The organism is Bowmanella dokdonensis (assembly GCF_017254865.1).
In the GTDB taxonomy this organism is placed as follows: Bacteria; Pseudomonadota; Gammaproteobacteria; order Enterobacterales; family Alteromonadaceae; genus Bowmanella; species Bowmanella dokdonensis.
The window spans coordinates 444024-467224 of record NZ_JAFKCV010000004.1 but is presented as its reverse complement, the minus strand read 5'-3'; the positions used below and the strand labels follow the sequence as shown (position 1 = coordinate 467224).

Genomic DNA, 23201 nt, shown 5'->3' with positions numbered 1-23201 from the left:
TTGGATTTTCAATGACTTACAGAATCTGTCTGACACTTTTGGCATTGTTTTGCCCGCTGTCGAATGCCGCCCAACTTGACGTGAGTGTCGTCGATGACCAGGGCTCACCGGTCAAAGGTGCGGTGGTCTACCTGACCTCCTCCTCCCCCTTGCCGGCGGTCAAGCCGGGTACGATGGCGGATATGGATCAGGTCAAAAAACAATTTAAGCCGCATATTCTGGTGGTGCAGAAAGGCACCCAGGTCCGCTTTCCCAATTCCGACTCGATTCAGCACCATGTGTATTCCTTCTCCCCTGCCAAGCCGTTCGAACTGCAGTTGTATAAGGACCACCACCCGGATCCGCTGATGTTCGATCAACAGGGCCAGGTGGAACTGGGCTGCAATGTGCATGACTGGATGCTGGGCTACATCATGGTGGTGGATACCCCTTATTTCGCCCAGGCAAATGCACAAGGCCTGGCGACCTTTGATGTGCCCCCGGGCCGCTATACCCTGCATCTACGCCACCCCAGAATCCAGGACGATCCTAAGAGCCTGGACCTGCCCCTGTTGCTGGACGATCACACAGCCCATACCTTCAGTCTGCAGGAGCCCCTGTTGCCCGGCCTCGACGAGTTTGAAGAACAGACGGATGAGTTTTCCGGTTATGAGTAAGTTGTCCTGGCTGCCGACCCGTTCCCTGCAAAGCAGGATGCTGGCCGTATTCCTGTTGATCCTGGCCATTATCGTAGCCGTGACGCTGGTGACGGTGCAAACCGCCACTTACCGGCATTCCACCGGCCAGGTGCTCTCCCATGCCAATACTTCGGCCATTGTAGTGCGTGACAAAATGCTCAATCGCGCCAATCAGTTAATGGCCGCCTTGGACACCCATTCCAAGGATTTCAGCACCAAGCAACTGATCGCCGGTGGCAGTCAGGATCCCGAATCCCTGCGCTACGCCCTGGATAATCACAGACAGAGGATGGACGCCGATCTGGTCTGGGTCCTGGATGCCTCGGGGCAATTGATGGCGTCGACCGCCGGACTGCCGGCAACGGCACTGGAGTTGGCGCCACAGCAGGCCAGCCAGAGAGGATTGCATTGGTTTGCCCTGGCCGGGGAGTATTTCCTGGTCAAGGCGGTGCCGGTGAAGTTCGTTGAGAGCAGCCCAAAAGCCAATGCCTGGCTGCTGGCCGCCATTGAAGCCCCCAGGTTGATCAGCGACGAGCTGGTGACCCTGACAGATATGCAGATCAGCCTGTTCAGTCCTCCCCCCGAACAACGGCTGATCGCCACAACCTTTGCCGGACCTCTGGCTGAGCGACTCACAGCCGACAGGTTGTTGTGGAACGATGAACTTAACCTGATGAACCTCGGCAACGAGGGCGATCTTGAAGAGTATATCTACACCATCGAGCCACTTGGTGAAGAGGGTCAGGCGCCCCTGTCCCTGCTGCTGGCCAGCGTAGCCGACAGGGCCTATCTGTCATACAACAGCCTGCTGGGTCAACTGGTATTTATCCTGGCTGCCTCAGCCATACTGGCCCTGGTCGCCGCTATTATTATTTCAAACGGCATTACCCGCCCCCTGATCAAACTGGTCAATGTCACTAACAAAATCAGCCGTGGTCAGTATGTGGAAGCCGTACCGGATTCCACTACCAGCGAGATCTCTTCCCTGTCCCAGGCCATAGGTAATATGCAACAGGGTATTAAACAGCGTGAATTGGAAATCCAGCAACTGGCCTATTTCGACTCTCTGACCGGCCTTCCCAATCGCAACCAGTTTACCACCCACCTGGAACAGCTGATTGACTCCGAGCAGACCCAGGCGGCGGTGCTGATGATGGATCTGGACAGGTTTAAGGACATCAACGATACCCTGGGACACAGTATAGGCGATCAGTTGCTCAAACAGATTGCCCTGCGCCTGGCCAATCTCGAACTGAATAACCTGTTTCCCGCCCGCCTGGGTGGTGACGAATTCGGCCTGATCTGGCTGTGTCATGAACCACAAGAGGCCAGATACCTGGCCGAAGTCGTGGTAGCCATATTCGATCAACCATTCGAGCTGCAGACCCTGCGCCTGGAGCTGGACGCCAGTGTGGGGGTAGCCTGTTTTCCCCAGGACGGTCAGGATCCGGCCGGCCTGATGCAGTGCGCCGATATCGCCATGTACAGTTGCAAGGGACATCACCATGCCTTTGCCCTGTATCGCCCGGAGCTGAACAAACATTCCATGCAGCGCCTGAGTCTGATGTCAGAGCTGCGGGGCGCCCTGGCGGAAGGCCAGTTGCAGCTTTACTACCAGCCCAAACTGGCCCTGGCGGACGGCAGGGTGGTGGGCGTGGAGTGCCTGGTGCGCTGGATCCACCCTGTGCATGGGTTTATTCCCCCTGATCAGTTTATTCCCCTGGCCGAGCAGACCGGCGCTATCCGCGAGCTGACCCACTGGGCACTGCGCTATGCACTGAAACAGCAAAAACAATGGGCCGACGCAGGCCATCACCTGAGCGTGGCGGTGAATATCTCCCCCCTGGACCTGGTGGATATGCAACTGCCCAGGCATGTGGCCGACCTGTTCAGAGAATTCAACCCGGATCCCGCCAGCCTGACCCTGGAGGTGACCGAAAGTGCGGTGATGAACGATCCGCAGGCAGCCATCGACGCATTGACCACTTTGCGCGATATGGGGGTGATCCTGTCCATCGACGATTTCGGCACCGGCTATTCGTCCATGGCCCAGCTTAAGAACATGCCGGTACACGAACTGAAAATAGATAAAGCTTTCGTATTGGATGTGGCCAATAACAGTGGTGACAAGGCCATGGTCAAGACTCTGGTGACCCTGGCCCAGATGCTCGGCCTGGATACAGTGGCGGAGGGGGTAGAAGATCAGCACGCCATGGATTACCTGAGCGAAATAGGTTGTCACAAGGTGCAGGGCTTTTACCTGAGCAAACCCCTGCCGGCGGATCAGTTTACCCCCTGGTTAGATAAGTATCTGGCAGTCAGCCAGGAGCAGGATGCATGAGGCCCTGTCTGCCGTGGCTGCTGGGCTGCCTGCTGAGCATTAACAGCCTGGCTGCCGAAGTATCCGGACTGATGCAGGCGAGTCTGGCTGTCACTGACAACCAGCCAGGCTGGCAGGAGCAGGGTAGCGGCATCCTGCGGTACGAAGAGGATGGACTTCATCTGCAACAGGCTCTGGTTAAAATTGATCACCATCTCGCCAGTGGCTGGCAGATGGAACTGGTAGCCAACCTGCATGAGGACGGCGAACAGCAACTTGGCCTGACCCAGGCCCAACTCCTCTACAAGCCGCTGAGTGCAGACAAGGTCAAATTCCGCGCCCGGGCCGGCTTTTTCTACCCGCAGATGTCACTGGAGAACCCTGATACAGGCTGGCTGTCGCCGTACAATTACACACAAAGCGCCATCAATAGCTGGATTGGCGAGGAGCTGCGCATCGCAGGGCTCGAACTGGGCTTGTACAGCCCAGGGCGACAGCGTCGCAGCCCCTGGTCCTGGGAGCTGTATGGCGGTGTGTTCCGGGGCAATGATACCTTGGGCACCCTGCTGAGCTGGCGCGGCTGGGCCATGCACGACCGGCAGAGCCTGCACAATGACAGAATTAACTTTGCTCATTACGGCCAGCCTTTCGACACTTACCGCAATGCACTGCCGGCCTGGACCGAACCCTTCAAGGAACTGGACGGCCGCAACGGCTACTACGCCGGCCTGCATCTGGACTATTACCAGACAGTCAGTGTCCGTTATTATTTTTACGACAACAATGCCGATCCCCTGGCCGTTAACGAGCAGCGTTTATACGGCTGGGATACCCGCTTTCACTCCCTGGCTGCGTCCTGGCAGCTCAACGAGCGGAATCGTCTGATCAGCCAGTGGGTGACAGGCGATACCCTGATGGGTGACAACAAGGTCTATGTGGAATTTGACGCCTGGTTTGTGTTGCTCAGCCATGCAGTGGAAAAGCACAGATTCAGCGCAAGGTTTGACAGGTTCCGGACCCGTGGCGATGACGTCTGGCCCTGGGACCAGAATCACCAGGACGGCGATGCAATTACCCTCACCTGGCGCTACCAATGGGATGAATCCTGGCAGTTCGGCCTGGAGCAGCACATTAATTCCAATCGCGCGTTGAACCGTGCAACCTTGGGCGAAGCGCCGGACAGGGACAGACAGCAGACCCTCGCCCTGGCACAGTACAGGTGGTAGCGTGGCCAAAAACTATTGCATGACCCTGGCGTTGTGTCTGCTCCCCCTTGGCAGTTTTCCCCTTTACGCCCTGGCTGACAACCCACTCTCCATCCACCAGATCTGCCAGGATCAGCCTGCCCGGTGCCTCGACGCCCTGCCGGAGGCGCTGCAGGGCGAACCCCTATACAGCCATAACTGGTACAGTCTTAAGCTCTATGAATTTGCCAGCCTGCTGGATCTGAAACGCTTCGATAAACTCAAGCAGGTCCTTGCGCCCTGGCAGGACAGCGGGCGGTTACCGGTCAGATTGCAGATTGCCGTGCTGGTGTACCGGGCCAAACTGGCCTACCTGGATGACAACAGGGCCCTTGGCGAGCCGATGATTCGACAGGCGGTAGCCTTGCTGACTGAGCTGTCTGATACCCTGCCCAATACCATTTACCTGATAGAACTGGCCAACCTGTTGTTGTATCTGGATGACATGGAGACGGCTGAACGGATACTGCTGGAATTGGAGCAGCGGTATCGAAGTCGTGCATCGCCCGAATTCCTGCACGAACTCTATGCCAACCTGGCTCAGGTTTATAACAAGCGGAACGAACAACAACAGCATCTGCAGTATCGCCTGACCGCCTTAGAGTACGCCCTGGCCAGGGGCAATGCTCAGCAGATCGGCATTGCCCAGAACAATGCCGCCCGGGCCCACCAGTTTCTTGGCTTGTGGCAGCCCGCCGCCAGCCACTTCCAACTGGCGGGACAATATGCCAAAGAGGCAGGAGATGAAATCACTTACCAGTTGAGCCGGCTGCGACTGGTGGAGATGGCCGTTATGCAGCAACAATGGCAGCAGGCGGACAGTCATTGGCAGGAACTGGACAGTACCATACTGCCCCGGTGGCATCAGCCCCTGGCCGCCGAACTGAAGGAAAAACTTCAGAAGCGGCAGAACAGGGATTAAAGTTAAAGCATGGAACTGTCCGGCAGCATGTCATGAATCGTCATACCATCATTTTCTGCTGTCTGATCCTAGGGCTGCAGACAGGGGTTGCCCATACCGAACCTGACAAGTCGCCAAGCCTGGTCATCTACCCCGGCTATGCCCGCGACGATTACATGGTGAGTGTTCTGAAGCTGGCCCTGTCCCATTTGCCGGAAAATGCCTATGAAGTCCGTGCACTGGGGGCCGACCTGCCCAAAGAGCGCGCCTTCGATTTACTGGGAGCGCCTGACGGCCTGGATGTGCTGACAGGCACCTGTCTCAAAGATCGCAGCCATCAGGCCCTGCCAGTGCATTTCCCGCTGCTGAGGGGACTCAACGGCATGCGCATCGGCCTGATCCCTGCGGCAAATCCAGACAAGCTCAAGGCGGTAAAAAACCTGACTGATCTCAAAGCCCTGCACATTGGCCAGTACCATAGCTGGAGCGACACCCGCATTCTCAGGGCGAACGGCCTGCGGGTGTTTGCCGGTGGCGATTACGAAGGCTTGTATCTGATGCTGGACAGGCAGCGTATCGATGTCTTTCCCCGTTCGGTGCTGGAGATTGAGCAGAACCTGGCCCAGCACCCGACCCTTGAGTTGATGATCGATTCCCACCTGCTTATCCAGTATCCCAGTGCTTATTACTTCTTTGTCAGCCGGGACAACCCGCAACTGGCCATCGACCTGAAACAGGGGCTGGAATCGGCGCTGCAGGACGGCAGTTTCGATAAGCTCTTCGAGGCCCAGTTCGGCGAAATTCTCCAGCGGCTCGGGATAAAACAGCGCCATCTTCTGCACCTGGACAATCCCTTTTTGTGCGACGGCGTACCAATCAACCGACAGACCCTTTGGGTCAACCCACCAGCCAGTTGATCAGCTGCCCAAATAGCGGGGCGAGGGGTATCACAAAAGGCGGCCGGCATTATACCGGCCGCCAGAGTGGAGCTGTTAACAGCTATTTGGCGACGCCCAGCCCGGCGAAGTACTGTTTGAAGGTAGACGCCAGGATGGCGAAGGTGCCGTCCGGGTTAGCCAACTGGATAGGCCGCCACCAACTGATGTCATGCATGTAGAGGGTGCCGTCCCTGGTGCCTGTGGTGGCTTCCTTGGTACCCCAGGGGTTGCGCAGCACCAGATACTTCCTGTCACAGTGATAATCCCAGCCCAGCACCGTGTAGCAGTGCGAGCCCACAATGTTGGCATCGCTGTAACTGAGGCCTTCCGGCGCCGTGCCGTACGTCCAGCATGTCATCGGATTGAAAGTGCGCTTGCCGGCTGAGTTGCCCCTGACCAGGTCCCAGATTTGGTCGGCGTTCAGGTCGTTGTTGGCGTAATAATACCGTTTGCCGCCATTTAGCTGGGCGGTGGCGTAGACACAGTCCCCCCATCCGGTGGCGGTAATATCGGGATGATCGCTGTTAGTGCCGGTTTCCAGCTTGGCGAAGGCTTTTTCATACAGGGCCGGCCAGATCTCGCCCGCTTCGCTGGAACGGCAGTAGATAAAGCTACCCGTTGTGCTGTTGACCGGGACCGTATCGGATATCTCGATTTCCCTGTCTAGTTGCCCGTTGCTGTCCGGCTTGTAGAAACGCACCAGATTGGTGAACTGATTCTGACCCGTGTTGGTTGCCCGGGTCATATGTGACACCCGGTAGGGCGTCGCCCAGGCAAGGGCTGCCAGGGCGGCGATATAGTAGCAGTTGGCCACCGCTCCTTGCACCGGGTCGAAGAACTCGGCAGTTTCGTTAAAGAAGGCGCCCTTGTCCTGCCATACCGCATTGGCCGGTGTCCAGTCCTGGTTATTGCTGCCCACTTCCGGATCCAGGGCCACTGAGCGGACCACGGCCTGGTTGAACACCCGGGCCAGATTCTGAATCCGGTCTTTTTCGGGTAAGCGAATCTGCAGACTGATGACATAGGGATTGCAGATATCTATCTTATGCACTTTCAGTCTGGACACATCCTCAACCTGGAACCGGGCGCCCAGGTCGCCAAGCACCTGGACATCCGACAAGCGGTTTAGCGGAATATCCAGATCATTGACACTCATTTCCACTTCGGCCGAAAACAAAGGGCTGTGGAAACGCTCCAACGTGCCTTTACTGGTTAGTTTCAGGCCCATGTACAAGGGGCCCTCGAACTTGGGATCGAAGAGTTCCTGGTAAGGGGTTTGCAGGATGCTCTCCAGCAACTCATCGGGATTGTCTACCTTGCGCCAATCAATCTTGCGGCCCGACACGTATTCGGCCAAGGCAAAGGGATTAATAACGCCGTTCTTTTGCGCGGCTTCGGGATTTGACTGCAATTGTCTTGCTTCCATAGCTGGACTCCTGGGTAGGATTAAGTTGAGTCATGACAACTGACTGTGAAACGTCACAAAGAAACAAAGAGAAGATAAGCCGCCTGGCTGGGGGGATAAGGCTAGAAGGCCCTTGGGGCCCGGCGCTCAGAGAGTATAGCAGAGGGGATGCTTTCAGGACGGTGTCTGCCGCATTATCTTTTCTAACGGGCAACGGCAAAAATTGCCGGCTCCTGCGGCGACTCAGGCGGGCCGTGGCCCGCCTTCAGAACCAGTTATTTCAGCAAATGCTGCTGGAAGAACAACACCACCGCCTGCTGGTAGATATCGCGATTTTCCTTTTTACGGTAGCCGTGGCCCTCGTTCAGGGCGTTCATGTACCACACCGGTTTGCCGGCATTGCGCAGGGCCGCGACTATTTGTTCGGCCTCGCTCACCGGTACCCTGGGGTCGTTCTGGCCCTGGATGACGAACATGGGCACATTGATCTTGTCCACATTGTTGCTGGGGCTGATTTTTTCCAGGAATTCGCGCATCTCGGGGTCGCGCTCATCGCCGTACTCCACCCGGCGCAGATCGCGGCGATAGTCCTCGGTGTTCTCCAGGAAAGTGACAAAGTTGGAAATCCCCACTATGTCCACCGCGGCTTTGAGCCTGTCGCTGTAATGCATGCTGCTGGCCAGCACCATGTACCCGCCGTAGCTGCCGCCAAAGACTGCGACCCGGCTGCTGTCCAGATCCTCTTGTGTGGCAATCCAGTCCAGCAGGGCGCCAATATCTTTCACTGAGTCCTCACGTTTAAAGCCATTGTCCAGGCTCAGGTATTCCTTACCGTATCCTGCAGAGCCGCGGACGTTGGGCGCGATCACCGCCACCCCAAGCTTTTCCACCCAAAGTTGGAAGGTGCTGGAAAAAGAAGGCTGGTATTGGGCTTCCGGTCCGCCGTGAATGCTGATGACCACAGGGTGGGGGCCCTGCTTGTTGGGCTTATAGACAAAGGCCGGGATCCGTCGCTCATCGAATGATTCATATCGCACCAGCTCGGGTTGCACAAACTTATCCGTATCCAGACCGCCCACCTCGCTATAGGTCCAGCGGGTCAGCTTGCCGTATTCCAGCGGCTTTTTACCCAGCGTCAGCACAAAACTGTCGCTGGGGGTCTGGGCGGTATTCAGGGTCAGTCCCAGGGTCTTGCCCTGCTCATCGAACTGCAATCCCCCGGCAAGCCCAATAGGTAGCCCGTCCACCTGTTGGTATTTCAAGCTGTGGGTGTCCAGCAGGTATAAGGCATGGAAACCGTCCTGATTGACAATAAAGGCCGCCCTGTCACCTTTTTTACTGATGGCAAAGCCGTCCACATCCCAGGGGATGTCCCGGGTGATGGGCTTGGCTTCGCTGCCGTCAAAGGCCTGATAAGCCAGTTGCTGGAACTGACCGAAACGGTCGGTGATCAGGAACATCCCCTTGTCTTTGCTATCGAAAGCCAGGGCAAAGTTAGTGGTAGGCGCGTCAGCCGAGCCGGCCAGCAGCGTCTTGTCCTTAGCGCCAACGGCTTGCAGGTAGATGCGCGAATCGCTGGCACTGACATATTGCTGGATCAACAGCTTGCTGTCGTCACTGTTCCAGTCAGACGGTCCCCACCAACTGCCATCGCCGGATTCCATCAGCAAGGTGGCCGCTTCGGGCTTGTCCGGTTCAAGCAGCCAGATATCGTTGGCGGCGCCGTTACGCCGGGTGCTCTGGAAAGCCAGCCTGTCCCCCTGGTTACTCCACAGGACGGCGCCGTTTCTGGACTCACCGTCGGACAGCAGCCTGCTGCTGCCGTCTTTGGGGTCAAACAAAAAAATCTGGGCATTCTCGCTGCCGCCGGCATCCATGGTAAAGGCTATGTGATCGTTGCCAGGACGCCTTTGTACCGAGCCGATGGGCTCGTCGAAAAAGGTCAGTTGATGACGGGCGCCGGCCGGTTTGTCTACCCGGTGCAGTTGCGCCACGTCACCGAAACGGGTGGTAATGTACAGACTGTCGCCGGATTGGCTGAAAGATTGGAATGGGGCGGAGCGGACATTCTGGTACCGATTAAGATCCTGAACTATGGTGTCCGGGATCTGGGGGATGTCTTCCATCACCAGATTGCCGTTATTGGCGGTGCGGGTTTCCACCGCCAGCAGCGGCAAACTGACCAGCAGCAGAAGAACCGATAGCAAACCTTTATTTTTCATTATTTTACTCCCTGTTTAAGCGAATCCAGTATAGGCAGGATGCAACGGACCAGGCAAATCGGGGATCAGTCGGCGTCTGACTGACGTGCCCGCTTCGGCCTGCGATCCTGGTAAAGCTTAATGCCGATGCTGCTCAGATTACTGATATTAAACAGGCTGCCGAACAGGCTGCCTACCAGCAGGGCATAGGCCAGGCCCAGGCCTTCGGCGAGGATAAACCACTGGCGGATGCGATGGGTATGCTGTAATAGCAGGGAACCCAGGGTGAAGATAATGGCCGACACATACGCCAGGATAATGGGCCAGCCGTGGTTCAGCCACCACCATTCGTAAATAAAGAACGGCAGGTGCAGCAGGACGAAGAAGTACACCAGCCAGAGGGGCCGGTAGCGCAGGGCAATCAGGTTGCGGATGGCCGCCAACCCGCAGCCGATACCCGCCGCCATCGCACTTAGCAGAAAGAAATGGGTGCTGAGAAAAGTCAATCCCAGCGCTGATATAAAGCGATAATGGTTCACCCGGTTTTGCCGGTAAGCAATAAAGTTGCATACCAGCGCCAGGGCGCCGAATCCCTCGGCCAGCCAGATATCCGTCAATCCGTCCTCATTCAGCAGAACGCCCTGACAATACGGGAAACGGCCTGATTCCTGATGGACAGGATAATATCATCCCGCACTCTCTCGGCCGGGTAGCCAAACAGACCAAACTTATTGCCCTTGCTGTGGCTGATGACCACCACATGGGGCGGCTCGGCATCGATACCACCCAGGAATGGGTCCAGTACCGGAATATGATAGGGCTCCATCTGAATAATGCCCATGCGCTTCCCCTCCCGGTACATGTAACGGTCGAAGACCGGGCGGTCAAGGATGGCATAGACAGCGAATTTGGGGATCTGGATACAGCGGTTTTGCCATTCCAGCTCGACTAACTGAAGATGATCGAACAATGAAGCAATACTCTCGGGTAACCTGGTAGCGCGCATAGCTCCCCCCTTAAGTCTTAGTACCAGCCAGATTAATCTTTTGTGCATTCAGCGAAAGATTAATCCGGTTGGAATAAATGGTTCGTCTTTATCGAAGTCCTCTTTCCTTTCACTATAGTTGCCGGCGAACGGCTTTTCTTAAAAGTTCAGATAATAGTCCCGGCAAAGCTGCCGGTAGGCCTGACTATATTGCGGCCCTTGCGCATAAATAGTCAATTGCTCCTCTTGTGGCGTACTGGCTTGGTTCTTTGTACGGATAAATTCCATCAGCACACGGCTGACGGGCTTACTGGCTGTGGTGCTGACATCCAGGCGGCGGCTGAGACTCAGGGCATAACCGGCCGCTTTGTCCATCAGTGGCAGCGCTGTACTCACCGGCAATACGCAGGCAAAGCGGCCGTTTTCGGCCAGATGGCCACTGACCCAACCGAGCAGCGCAGCATGACTTAGCATGCCGGTGTGCCGGGCTTGCTCCCGGGCCTTGTCGAAACGCTGCCCTGCAGGGTAATAGGGTGGATTGCTGACAATCAGCTCCAGCGGACAGTCCGGCCTAAAATCCTGCAGTGCGATGCAATCAAAGACAAGCTGCCTGGCCCAGGGAGAAACTTGTGCATTGTCACGGGCCTGTTCGATGGCATGGGGATCTATGTCAATGCCCGATATGCTGGCAGCCGGCAGGCATTTCTGAGCCAGCATCAGGGCCAGCAGGCCGCTGCCCGTGCCGATATCCAGAACAGTCTTTGCGTGACCCGGCATCACCCAGCTACCCAGCATGATGCTGTCGGTGCCCACTTTCATGGCGCAACGATCGTGGCGAACAAAGAACTGTTTAAACTGAAAGCCCTTAGTCAAAGCGTTGCAATCCGATCATCTGCGATGCGACCTGAGCCGCCGGCACTGGTCGGTACTTTGCCAGCGGCCCTCTCATCAGGGGACCCAGCAACCGGCCGAGAAGCATGCCTAACTGTTCCAGCGGCCGGGCTTCGCTGCGTTTGCCCAGGAGTAGTGAAGGACGTACAGCTGCCGCGGGCCCCAGCCCAGGTATTCTGAAAATGGCATTTTCCAACTCGCCTTTGGTGCGCAGATAGAAGCTGGAGGAGCCGGCATCGGCGCCCACCGAAGAGATCCAGACCAGACTTTTAACCTTTTGCGCCCTGGCCAGTTGCGCTGCGATATGCACATAGTCAAAGTCCACTCGCCGGAAGGCTTCCCGGCTGCCCGCCTTTTTCATTGTGGTACCGAGGCAAATGTACAGATGATCCGCCTTGAAATAGCCCTCGTATTCCTGCAACAGCCCGAAGTCGGCCTGCACAACAGTCAGTTTGGGGTGAGAGAACTCATTGAGGGGTCGGCGGAGCAGACAGGTCACCCTGGTGTAGCGGCCATCCGCCAGCAATTGTCTGACCAGTTCCCGGCCCACCAGGCCTGTCGCGCCCAGCACAAGGGCCGTCATATTTCCTGTCTGCATCCTTTACCTCTAGAATGTCGGCATATTTGCAACACTGAACCCACAGGATCCCATGTCTCATGAAAACAACCTGTTGCCTGGCCCTGCTGCTGATGAGTCTGTCTGCCATGGCCATTGAACCACAAACCCTGACTCTGGAACGCATCTTCTCCTCGCCCTCGCTGGAAGGCGGGACGCCGGTAAAACTGAAAATCTCCCCCGACGCCAGCCGGGTCACCTTTTTAAAGGGCAAGGAGTCCGACTACGAAAGATACGATCTGTGGGAATACCATATCGCCAGCGGCAAGACCCGCCGACTGCTAGATTCTGACACATTGCACCAGGGCCAGGAACAGCTTTCCGATGAAGAAAAAGCCCGTCGTGAACGCCTGCGCCTGCATGGCAGCGGAATTGTCGACTACCAATGGTCTGATGATGGCAAAGCACTGCTGTTTCCCCTGGCCGGCGATGCCTACTATTTTCGCCTGGGGGAGAGCCAGCCCCGGCGTTTGCTGAATACGCAGGAGTTCGAGACCGACCTGAGATTCTCACCAAAGGGCAACAAGATCAGCTTTATCCGTAACCAAAACCTGCACGTCATGGATATCGCCACGGGTCAGGAAACCGCTATCACCACGGATGGCCAGGGCCCCATCAAATATGGCATGGCCGAATTCGTTGCACAGGAGGAAATGGGCAGGATGACGGGCTACTGGTGGGCGCCGGATGAAAGCCGGATTGCCTATACCCGAATCGACGAAACGCCGGTGGAGGAAGTCACCCGCAGCGAAATCTACGCCGACAAGATAGACACTATCACCCAGCGTTATCCCAGGGCCGGCACCGCCAACGTCAAAGTCCAGTTGGCCGTGACCACCCTGGACGATTTGCAGACCCGCTGGATTGATCTGGGCAGTGAGCAGGACATGTACCTGCCGCGGGTCAAGTGGATGCGCGACAGTCTCCACCTGGCTTACCAGTGGCAGAGCCGCGATCAGAAGGGACTCGAATTACGTAAGGTCAATGTCCAAAGCGGTGAATCGCTGTTACTGTTGAGCGAGACCAGCCCCACCTGGGTCAACCTGCATGAGGACCTGCATTTTCTGAAACAAAGCCCGCATTTTATCTGGGCCTCGGAGCGGGACGGCTTCAAACATCTGTATCTGTTCCATAACAGCGGCAAGCTGGTCAGGCAACTGACCAGGGGCGACTGGGTGATGGACAACCTGAGCGCAGTCAGCGAAACCGCCCGGCAGATTTATTTTACCGGCCGCAGGGACTCGCCGCTGGAAAAGCATCTGTACCGGGTCAGTCTGGACGGCGGGGAACCCCAACGCATCACCACCCGGCCGGGCTTCCACAGTATCAGCTTCGATCAGCAGGCCAAACTCTTCGTCGACAGCTATTCCAATGTCAATCAGCCTCCACAGATAAGCCTGCATAAGCCGGACGGCGAACAGTTGGCCTGGCTGGCGGAAAATATCATCGACGAACAACACCCGCTGGCCCCTTATCAGCATCAGTGGGTAAAACCCACCTTTGGTCATTTCACCACTGAAGAAGGCATCAGGCTCTATTACCGCCTTTATACTCCCCAGAAGCTGTCGGGCAGGCATCCGGCCATCGTCTACCTGTACGGCGGGCCTCATGCCCAGGTGGTTCAGGACAGTTGGGCCGGTCCGCGTGGCCTGGTGATGCAATACTGGGTGAGTCAGGGATATGTGGTGTTCAGCATCGACAATCGCGGCTCAAACTTCCGGGGTAAGGCATTTGAGGAGCCCATTTACCGCAACATGGGCGAAGTGGAAGTGCGGGATCAGGTGGCGGGTGTGCAGTTTCTCAGCCAACTGCCCTATGTGGACAGCAAGCGGCTCGGTATCTACGGCCACAGTTACGGTGGTTATATGGCCCTGATGAGTATGTTCAAGTCTCCGGATACCTTTGCCGCCGGCGTCGCCGGGGCGCCCGTCACCGACTGGCTGCTGTATGATACCCATTACACCGAGCGCTATATGGACCACCCCGCCAATAATGCCAAAGGGTATCAGGCATCATCGGTATTTCCCCATGCCGGCAACCTCAGAGGCGACCTGTTGATCTACCATGGCATGGCCGATGACAATGTGCTGTTTACCCACAGCACGCGTCTGTACAAGGCCCTGCAGGATTTGGCCCTGCCCTTTGAAATGATGGACTACCCGGGCAAGAAGCACGGCATTCGCGGCAAACAGACCAGTATTCACCTGTATCGCACCATCACAGGCTTTTTTGACCGGCATCTGGGCAAGCCATCCCAACAGGAGGTCTTTCCGATCTCTGACTAGAGCACTTTGTCGGCCGTCGCGTCACTGCGCCGACGGCCGGTACCGGATGGACTGCCCCGTTGCAGGAAGGTGACAAACTCGGCAATTTTCATTGGCCGGGCCAGCAGATAGCCCTGCACTTCGTGACAACCGCAATCTTTGAGCCGCTGCAGTTGTTCCTCTGTCTCCACTCCTTCGGCAACCACGCTGATGCCCAGTTTGCGGGCAACGCTGGCCAGGGTTTCGATAATGGCAATGGCTTTGGGTTGATCCAGCATGTCATGGATAAAAGCTCTGTCTATCTTGATCTCGTCAATGGGCAGTTCCTTGAGCATCATCAGCGACGAGTAGCCGGTACCAAAGTCATCAATGGAAAATTTCAGGCCCTGGCGGCGCAGTTCGGCGAGAAGTTTGACGCTGCCCCCCAGATCCGACAGGGCAGCGGTTTCAGTAATTTCCAACTGCAGGTAGGGATAGAGAGACTCGTTGGCACGAAGCCGGGTCAGCAGGTTCTCCATCAGCGCCGGATTGCTGAATTCCATGGCAGAAACATTCACCGACACCCGCTGAACCTGCTGGCCCAGAAGACCACTTTGCTGCAGCTCAAGGCTGGCCTGTTCGACCACAAAAGCGCTGATGGCTGACATCAGATTATTGGCCTCAGCCAGTGGGATAAACTCGGCGGGCGAGACAAAACTCCGTTTCGGACAATGCCAGCGCAACAACACCTCACAGCCGGTCAGTTCCTGGCTGAAGGAGTCAAACTGGGGCTGATACACCAGTGACAGCCGGCGCCCGGCAATAGCCTCCCGCAAGTCTGTCAGCATGGCCTGACGCTCATTTTCATCCCGGGACATATTGCGATTATACAATTGAATCGTACCCGGCTGCTCCTGCTTGCCGTTCTTCAGAGCGATAAAGGCCGCCGACAGCAGCTCACGGGCATTTCTGCCGTCCTCAGGCGCCAGCGCCACGCCGATGCTGCATCCTATATCCAGGCCAGCTTCTGCTGCGCCTTCGGCAAATAACTGCTGCAGATAATGCCCTTCCGCCTCGTAATCATCCCCGCTGCCGCCAAGCGGCTTGGCCAGGGCGAACTGATCGGCACCCAGCCTCGCCATCAGGGTGTCTGCCTGATAATGACTGCGCAACCTGTCACTAAAGCTTTGCAGAAAAATATCCGCGCCCTGGTAGCCGAGCTTTTCATTGATGCTCTTGAACTTGTCGATATCCAGGTAGAGCAGTATGACCTGACGCCCAGCCGGCAACTGACGACTCAGCATTTCCTTGAGATAACCGGTGAACTGGTAGTGGCGGTAAAGCTTGGTCAGGGGATCCCGCTGGGTCGCCTTGTCAAAATAGCTCAGGGCGCGGGAAATCAGCAAAAACAACAGCGTGGCGTTGACCAACACATAAGCCCAGCCCTTGTAGGTCTGTACCTGCCGTTGCAGGTCGTGGTCGCTGACAAACCTTTCCACTGCCAAGTCCGAGAACAGGATCCAACTGGCCCCCAGCAGGGTATAGATCAGCGCTATCAGGCCAGCAGACTTCAATACCTTTCTCATTTCGCTTCCCTACTTAATGCCTCGTGACCGAGCCGACCGATTAAAGCAACTGTTCAGTTCGTCCGATCAAATTAACGTTTTATCAGGCGAACATCCAGTTTGCCAGGCACTTTTGGATACCCGCAGCAGTATTCTTCTTCAATTCGCGTTTGATAGGATCGCTGCTGCCGGAGATCCAGACTGAGAGCTCCGCATCCAGATCGAAATGTCCCGCGGTTTCCACCTTAAACTGGGTAATAGCCCGGTAAGGGATGGAGTGATATTCCACCTTGCGTCCCGTCATTCCCTGCTTGTCGATCAGGATCAGTCGCTTGTTGGTGAACACATACATGTCCCTGACCAGTTTGTAGACCTTATCGACCTGTTCATTGTCGCCCAGGATTGGCTCAAGTTCCCTGGCCACCTCGCCACTGTCCACTTCCGATGCATTGCCCATCAGGGCATCCAGTAGTCCCATTGTATTCCTCCCCTATTGTGCTTCAGTCAGTCGCTGATGAAAGGCCCGGCTGTCCGGGTCAAGCCAAGACTGGTAGTAACTCAGATATTCCGGATCCAGCCGGTGGGCTGCAATAATCCCGTTAATTCTGGCGATCACCTTTTCACCCCAGGGATTGCGGCTGCAGGCCACATAGCTTTGTGTCGCTTTGGGCATGCCGGCCACCGGCAGGAAAACCATGGCCTGGGACAGGCTCTGGGCCCGCTGCTGGTAGGTGAGCTCCACCGGGAAGCCGAAGGTATAATCGATTCTTCCCCTGTCCAGCATTCGCAGTAAACCGAAAAACACATCCTGGCCGCTACGTAAATGAAAGTGTCCGTCGGTCCGATGACGCTCGATGAGCGGGTCGATACTGCCCTTGTACAGACGGCCATCCGCCACGCCTGCCAGCAAACTTTTCTGCTCGGCCAACTTTTCCACATCTATGCCATCCTCCCGCAGAAACGGAGCGAAGCGCTGCCTGTCACTGGCACGAATAATCAAACCGTTGGCCAGTATCATCAGTCTGGGCTGGGAATAGAGGATATGCTTTTCACGCTGGGGGGATTTATAGAAACCGACAATGCAGGCATTGCGCTCTTTCATGACCCTTGCGATCCGTTCATAGCTGGCTTCCTCCACCCTGTGGGTATATTCCGGCAACCGATCAGCCAGGTACAACCGGCTTAAATCATTGTAACCCTTGTCCTGCAGGGGACCCCTTACAAAAGTGGCAGGCGGAAAGTCCGGGCGAAGCCAGAGGATTTCCTGGCTTTTCACCAAAGCAGGCAAGAACAGCATCAACAGCAAAACAAGCGGCATAGAGAATCAGTCGATGAATCACAGTTCAAGTATTATCAGAAAATCACTCAGCCAGATAGTCCGGAAGGGGTTTAACAGAAAAATTTGTTTGCGTTTTTCAGGCCAGCTTTTGCACTAATGACGGGGTATTGCCCAGCAGTACCTGCAGTGGGGCAGGCTTGCCCAAAGCAAATCCCTGACCGTAGCCGATACCCAGTTCCAGCAAGGCCTGGCGGGTCTCCAGGTCGGAGACGAACTCGGCGACGGTCAGTTTACCCATACTGCTGGCAATCTCATGAATGGCCTTGACTGTGGCATAGTCGCACCGGTCCCGGCACATATTGCGCACGAAGGAGCCGTCGATCTTCACGTAATCCACCGCCATGTTTTTCAGATAGGTAAAAGAGCACATGCCTGCACCAAAATCATCCAGGGCAAACCGGCAGCCCAGTTCACGTAAGGTATTGATAAAACGACTGGCCGACGCCAGATTGGTGACCGCTGCGGTCTCGGTGACTTCGAAGCAGATTTTCTCCGGCGGCACCATGGAATGCCTCAGACGCAGGACAATCTTATCGAGAAATTCCTCGCTGCCCAGCGTCACACCGGAGAGGTTGATGGCGCATTTCCCCAGCCTGTCCAGATGCTCCGGATGCGCCTCCAGTGCCCCAATCGTGTGATTGAAAACCCATTCATCCAGTTTGCTCATCAGACCATAGCGTTCCGCCACGGGAATGAAGACGCCGGGATTCAGGTATTCGCCTTCCTTGCCCAGCATGCGGACCAGGATCTCATAGTGCAATCCTTCACCGGGCTGGTTGAGGGGTTCAATGGTCTGATAAAAGAGTTCAAATCTGTCTTCCAGCAACGCTTTTTGGATGTCGTTGACCCATTCCAACTCATTTTGCTGATAGTTAAGTTGCTGGTCCGTGGCATCGAACACATGGTAGCGGTTACGTCCCAGGTTTTTGGCACTGTAGCAGGCGTGATCGGCCGCCTTGATCAGCTCGGTGCTACTCAGGGTCCTGGCGTTAATTTCGGCAACGCCGATACTGGCACCGATATGGAAAACCTTGTCCTGCCAGATAAAACGAAAGCTGCGTATGGCATTGAGCATGTCATTCAGTTTGGGCAGCACCTCGCTGACCTGCGTATCGGCAAACACCAGACAGAATTCATCGCCCCCTACCCTGGCCAGGATATCGGCGGACTGCAGGTTCCCGGACAACAGATTGGCCACCTGTCTGAGCAGTTCGTCGCCAGCCTGATGACCACAGGAGTCGTTGACCAGTTTGAACTGATCCATGTCGATATAACAGAGCACCGACGGCTTACCCTGTTCCCTGGCTCTGGCCAGTTGCTCCTTGAGCAGGCGATCGAAGGCATAGCGGTTGTAAAGGCCGGTCAGTTGGTCGTGGTTGGCCTGGTGATATACCTGTTGCTGAAGGGCCAGATCGGCAGTCACATCCCGGCCTATACCTTCAATTGCAATAAGATTGCGCTGCGTATCGAACACCGGCGAATCCCGGTATTCAATCTGCTTGGTCTGTCCCTCCCGGGTGTAGTACTCCACTACATAGGGGGGCGGTCGCTTGCCCTGGAGCAATTGCCGGCGAATCTTCTCCATATCCTCAGGGGCGCGTTTAACACAGCGGCGGTAGTTCTGCCGGAAATAGGCCGGGCTGTAGCCCAGAATATCCTGCACACTGTGGCTGACGAAACTCACATTGCCCGCCAGATCATGGGAATAAATAAAGTGGCCGTTAAGACCGTCCACCAGCCGGCGAAACTTCTCTTCACTTTCACGCAATGCCTGCTCGCTTTGGCGCCGGGCGGTAATGTCCCTGACCGTGATGGCAATGCCGCTGCCCGCCCTGACCACCTGGATCTTGATCCACTGGGCACGTATGAGTTCACTGGGGGTTGCGAGATATTGCTCATATGCAGCGCCGGTTTCACAGACCCGGATACAGGCCTGCAGCAGTTCCGGGTGGCCCAGGGCAGCCAACTGCTCGCCCAGGGACTTATGTTGCAGGCAGCCGTCCTGGTGGACGAAGATTCGCCTAGCCATGCGGTTGGACTCCAGCAGGCGGAAATCCACCACCTGCCCCTTGTCACAATGCTCGGCCTGCAAAACCAGGATGGCGTCCAGGGAGGACTCGCTGGCAGCCTGGTAACGTTCCTGCGACTGACTGAGTTTGAATGCGCTGCGCAATTGCCGCTGCAGGATGATGCTAATCATCAGCGACATCAGCATGCCCAGGCCGAACACTATCCTGCCGATCTGCAAACTGCCGCGATTACCCTGCAGTTCGAGTGTCCATTGCCGGCCTGCAAAGCTCACCTTTTGTTCTATTACCGGCTCGTCGTCAACCAGCTTGCCGTTTATCATCATCGGCTTTTCCCCATCCAGCATGAGGAAATTGAAGTCGGGTCCGATTAGCTCCCCCACCATCACCGACAGCGTGGCCTGAATATCGAAACTGGCCGCCACATAGCCGTAGCTGTCATCGTAGGGATTGATGGCTCTGGCGACCCAGGCGTAGTACCCCTGTTCCTTCCCCTGCAGCGAGCTGACAAAATCCACCTGATCATACCTTTCCAGGTGCAGCCCCAGGTCGGACAGGGATTGATGCAGCAGTGCGCTTCTTGCCTGGCCTTTGATGTTCCATTGGACAAGCTTGTTTTCATCGGCCCACAGAATATCGTCAAATCCCGGCAACACGTGGTGCATGGTCACGGCGTGAGAATTAAACCAGTCTGTATGATTGGGGTGGTATTCGGGCCAGGTGATCATCAAATCCTCCAGCGCCCGCAGCCGGTCGGCGGAGAAGACTTCAATACTGTTGGTAACCTGCTGGGCAACCACCCTGGCCTTGGAGGCTAGACGCCGCTGTTCCTGGTTTTCCAGATACAGGCTAACCAGGCTGAAGATAAGACACAGGACAGCAAACAGAGCCAAAGGTAATGCATTGACTCTGTCAAACGGCTTGAACAACATAATCACCGCCTTAACTGAGAAGTACTCAATGTAAGGCCGGCAGATGACATATTGATGACAGCCGGGTATGCCCGCCCCTATTGAGCGGTAAAGCCCCCATCTATCACCTGCAGGCTGCCGGTTATAAAGTCAGCCTTGCCGCTGCCGAGAAAATACACCAGTTCGGCCACTTCCTGGGGCCGACCAAGACGGCCGACGGGCTGCGCGGCCGCTTCCTCGGCGTGCACCTGAGCCTTGTCGGCGCCAGAACGGAGACAATACTGTTCAATAGCCTGATGATAGAGGGGTGTTTCGACAGTACCGGGGCACACCGCATTGACGCGAATCCCGTACCGGGCGTAATCCAATGCCGTGGTGCGGGCCATGGAAGCCAGCGCCGCCTTGGACAGGTTGTAGGCAAAGGAATTACGCTTACCGACCAGTGCCTGGTCAGAAGACAACAGGATAATGCGCCCCTCCCCCTGTGCTTTCATCAGGGGCAGACCGTGCCTGATAAGCCTGAAAGCCCCTTTGACATTGATATCCAGTACCTTGTCCAGCATGGCCTCACTGGTGTCTTCAATACTGGCCGAATAGTGGATACCGGCATTGCAGACCAGACAGTCCAGCCGGCCGCTGTCCTGCTCAATCTTTGCCAGGGCGGCCTGGATTTGGGCAACGTCCTGCATATCACAGGGGATAAACTCGCCGGCAGGGCCTGCCTGGATATCCAGGTTATAGGTTCGAAAGCCGGCGGCGATAAATTTTTCCACACAAGCCAGGCCAATGCCTGCCGAGCCGCCGCTCACCACACAGACAGCGGTTGTTTGAGGCGGCATATCAAGGCACCGCCTGCCCGCGGGCCACTTCCAGCAGACTGAACCACTGCTGACGATCAAACTTCAGATCCAACGCCCCCACCTGGGTGCGGATTCTGTCCAGGTTGCCGCTACCCAGCAAGGGCATCGCCTGGCAGGGCAGCGCCAGTACAAAGGCCAGCAACACCTGGTCGAGACTGGCGCCCATCTGTTCACCGATTTCGGCAGCCCTGACGCGCAGGTCCTTGTACTGGTAATCATGGAATACCTCGCCGCCGCCCAGACAGGACCAGGCCATAGGCCTGATCCTGTGCTGTTGCAGATAATCCAGGGTGCCGTCGAACAGATAATCCGGATGCACGACACTGATCTCCAACTGATTGGTGACCAGCGGCTCATCGACTCTGGACTGCAACAGGGCAAACTGGCTGGTGCTGAAGTTAGATACACCGAAATGCCTCACCTTGCCCGCCTGTTTCAGGCAACGGAAGGCCTCGGCCACTTCATCCGCGTCCATCAGCGGATCTGGGCGGTGAATCAACAGCACATCCAGCCTCTCAATGCCCAGCTCGTGCAGGGATCGCTCCGCCGCGCGGATAATGTAGTCGCGACGGGTGTCATAGTGCTTCTCTATAACCCGGGGCTGCTCCTCGCACGGAAACAGGATGCCACACTTGGAGATGATCTCGATTTTATCACGCAGGTGCGGGGCCAGTTTCAGGGCCTGGCCGAATCGTCTTTCCTCGGTAAAGGCCCCGTACACATCCGCATGGTCTGTGGTGGTAATACCCAGCTCCAGCCCCTGTTCAATAAAGGACACCAGTTGCTGGGCACTCATCTCCCAGTCATTCAGTCGCCAGTAACCTTGAATCATCCGGGAAAAACTCAAGCTGTCTTTAACCAGTTCGACTCTTTGCATGCTGTTGTTCATTTTGTTGATGTTGGCCCTATGGTAACAGAGCTTGCCAACCCTGTAGACAGCTTGTGGCCACCAGCACCGGTCGCAGCTTTTCCCTGGCAATAGTGATAAAGTCGTCCGAGTATTATACCGGCTAACAGAAGGAGCCCCATGAGTCTGCCAACCTTTGAGGATGTACTTGCCGCCAGCGAGCGAATCCACCCCTATGTGCATCGCACCCCCATACTCACTTCCAGCCTGCTGGACAGTTGGCTGACGCCGGAGGAGATGGAGCGGGAAGGTGCCGGCCACAGGATATTTTTCAAGGTGGAATGCTTGCAGCGTACCGGCGCCTTTAAGCTGCGTGGCGCCACCAATGTGCTGGCCTGGCTGAAGGAAAATGACCGGTTGCCTGAGCATATCGTGGCAAACAGTTCCGGTAACCACGCCCAGGCCATCGCCTATGCCGCCAGCCTGTTCGACATACCGGCAACAATTTTTACCACAGCCTCAGTATCCCGGGTGAAAGCCGCTGCGACCGAATATTATGGGGCGGAGCTGGCCCTGTTCGATACCCGCACCCAGGCCGATGATGCCGTGCAGGAGGCTGCCGGACAGCCGGGCGTCCTGTGGATCCCGCCGTTTAATCACAGTCAGATTATCGCCGGTCAGGGAACGGCAGCGCTGGAAGCCCTGCAGGATCTCAAGCAGGTGGACGGGGTATTTACCCCGGTGGGCGGAGGGGGCCTGATTTCAGGGACATTGCTGGCATCCAGGGAGCTGTGTCCGGATGCCCAGGTCATCGGCGCCGAACCGCTTATCGCCAATGACGCGGCCAATTCCCTGCGCCAGGGTCGCATCGTCCGGCTGGACGGCTCGCCACAGACCCTGGCCGACGGCGCCGCCACCCCGGCCGTGGGGGATCTGACCTTTCCCTTCCTTCAGCAACTGGACGGTTTTTATGAAGTGGAGGAAGCGCAGATCGCTTACTGGACCCAGTGGTTGCAGCATTTGCTGAAAATTCACGTGGAGCCCACCAGCGCCATGAGCATGGCGGCAGTGGTAGGCTGGCTGCAGGAGCAGGACAGTCCCAGCACCACACTGGTCATTCTGTCTGGTGGTAATATTGACCAGCAACGGATGCAGCAAATCTGGGCCGAAGATTATCTGGATCAGCCACCGATCCTTTAAACCGCAGATTGCCGGCCCATAAAAGCCGGCA

General features: G+C 56.5%; 19 protein-coding genes. 7 read left to right on the top strand and 12 right to left on the bottom strand.

Translation table 11 applies throughout. The features are described from left to right. Positions 1-11: 11 nt before the first annotated feature. From J0A66_RS10135 to J0A66_RS10115, 5 genes are read left to right on the top strand one after another with little or no spacing between them, the layout of a single operon-like run. Complete coding sequence (locus tag J0A66_RS10135; protein ID WP_241264116.1) at positions 12-656, top strand: methylamine utilization protein; 645 nt, start codon at positions 12-14, stop codon at positions 654-656. Beyond that, complete coding sequence (locus J0A66_RS10130) at positions 649-3018, top strand: putative bifunctional diguanylate cyclase/phosphodiesterase (RefSeq protein WP_241264115.1); 2370 nt, start codon at positions 649-651, stop codon at positions 3016-3018. The genes J0A66_RS10135 and J0A66_RS10130 overlap by 8 nt, the downstream gene beginning before the upstream one ends. Beyond that, a complete protein-coding gene (locus J0A66_RS10125) occupies positions 3015-4223 on the top strand; it encodes a hypothetical protein (protein WP_206573682.1) in 1209 nt (402 codons plus the stop codon). The genes J0A66_RS10130 and J0A66_RS10125 overlap by 4 nt, the downstream gene beginning before the upstream one ends. Position 4224: 1 nt before the next feature. Continuing rightward, complete coding sequence (locus tag J0A66_RS10120) at positions 4225-5163, top strand: tetratricopeptide repeat protein (RefSeq protein WP_206573681.1); 939 nt, start codon at positions 4225-4227, stop codon at positions 5161-5163. Positions 5164-5195: 32 nt separating this feature from the next. Beyond that, positions 5196-6059 carry a substrate-binding periplasmic protein gene (locus tag J0A66_RS10115; protein WP_206573680.1) on the top strand — a complete coding sequence of 288 codons (864 nt, stop codon included), beginning with the start codon at positions 5196-5198 and terminating at the stop codon, positions 6057-6059. A gap of 82 nt (positions 6060-6141) precedes the next feature. Here the strand turns inward: J0A66_RS10115 and J0A66_RS10110 are convergent, their stop codons facing one another. The 6 genes from J0A66_RS10110 to J0A66_RS10085 form a co-directional block, all read right to left on the bottom strand. Next, on the bottom strand, positions 6142-7506 hold the full coding sequence (locus tag J0A66_RS10110; protein WP_206573679.1) for a C2 family cysteine protease: 1365 nt from the start codon (positions 7504-7506) through the stop codon (positions 6142-6144). A 254-nt stretch (positions 7507-7760) separates the two neighbouring features. Further along, positions 7761-9707, bottom strand: coding sequence for a S9 family peptidase (locus J0A66_RS10105; RefSeq protein WP_206573678.1), 1947 nt, complete (start codon positions 9705-9707; stop codon positions 7761-7763). 65 nt (positions 9708-9772) lie between these two features. Beyond that, positions 9773-10303 carry a YgjV family protein gene (locus J0A66_RS10100; protein ID WP_206573677.1) on the bottom strand — a complete coding sequence of 177 codons (531 nt, stop codon included), beginning with the start codon at positions 10301-10303 and terminating at the stop codon, positions 9773-9775. A gap of 11 nt (positions 10304-10314) precedes the next feature. Further along, entirely contained in the window at positions 10315-10692 is a 378-nt protein-coding gene (locus tag J0A66_RS10095) for a hypothetical protein (protein WP_206573676.1), read from the bottom strand. A 138-nt stretch (positions 10693-10830) separates the two neighbouring features. After that, complete coding sequence (locus tag J0A66_RS10090) at positions 10831-11544, bottom strand: tRNA1(Val) (adenine(37)-N6)-methyltransferase (protein ID WP_206573675.1); 714 nt, start codon at positions 11542-11544, stop codon at positions 10831-10833. Beyond that, positions 11537-12160 (bottom strand): NAD(P)H-binding protein, encoded by a 624-nt coding sequence (locus J0A66_RS10085; protein WP_206573674.1) that lies wholly within the window; start codon positions 12158-12160, stop codon positions 11537-11539. The genes J0A66_RS10090 and J0A66_RS10085 overlap by 8 nt, the downstream gene beginning before the upstream one ends. Before the next feature lie 59 nt (positions 12161-12219). Between J0A66_RS10085 and J0A66_RS10080 the strand changes: the two genes are divergently transcribed. Continuing rightward, positions 12220-14463 (top strand): S9 family peptidase, encoded by a 2244-nt coding sequence (locus J0A66_RS10080; protein ID WP_206573673.1) that lies wholly within the window; start codon positions 12220-12222, stop codon positions 14461-14463. On the opposite strand, the gene J0A66_RS10075 is transcribed toward J0A66_RS10080, so the two are convergent. From J0A66_RS10075 to J0A66_RS10050, 6 genes are all read right to left on the bottom strand, one after another. Further along, positions 14460-16007: a putative bifunctional diguanylate cyclase/phosphodiesterase gene (locus J0A66_RS10075; RefSeq protein WP_206573672.1), complete on the bottom strand. Its 1548-nt coding sequence runs from the start codon at positions 16005-16007 to the stop codon at positions 14460-14462. The genes J0A66_RS10080 and J0A66_RS10075 overlap by 4 nt on opposite strands. A gap of 82 nt (positions 16008-16089) precedes the next feature. Beyond that, a complete protein-coding gene (locus J0A66_RS10070; RefSeq protein WP_206573671.1) occupies positions 16090-16464 on the bottom strand; it encodes a PH domain-containing protein in 375 nt (124 codons plus the stop codon). A gap of 12 nt (positions 16465-16476) precedes the next feature. Then, the gene (locus tag J0A66_RS10065; protein WP_206573670.1) at positions 16477-17304 is read right to left on the bottom strand and encodes a TIGR02285 family protein; all 828 of its coding nucleotides are present in this window, start codon (positions 17302-17304) and stop codon (positions 16477-16479) included. A 97-nt stretch (positions 17305-17401) separates the two neighbouring features. Next, the gene (locus J0A66_RS10060) at positions 17402-20284 is read right to left on the bottom strand and encodes a putative bifunctional diguanylate cyclase/phosphodiesterase (RefSeq protein WP_206573669.1); all 2883 of its coding nucleotides are present in this window, start codon (positions 20282-20284) and stop codon (positions 17402-17404) included. Between the two features lie 77 nt (positions 20285-20361). Continuing rightward, the gene (locus tag J0A66_RS10055; RefSeq protein WP_206573668.1) at positions 20362-21102 is read right to left on the bottom strand and encodes an SDR family NAD(P)-dependent oxidoreductase; all 741 of its coding nucleotides are present in this window, start codon (positions 21100-21102) and stop codon (positions 20362-20364) included. A 1-nt stretch (position 21103) separates the two neighbouring features. Beyond that, positions 21104-22000, bottom strand: a complete 897-nt coding sequence (locus J0A66_RS10050) for an aldo/keto reductase (RefSeq protein WP_206573667.1) — start codon at positions 21998-22000, stop codon at positions 21104-21106. Positions 22001-22150: 150 nt separating this feature from the next. On the opposite strand from J0A66_RS10050, the gene J0A66_RS10045 reads away from it, so the two are divergent. After that, entirely contained in the window at positions 22151-23170 is a 1020-nt protein-coding gene (locus J0A66_RS10045; protein ID WP_206573666.1) for a serine/threonine dehydratase, read from the top strand. Positions 23171-23201: the final 31 nt, after the last annotated feature.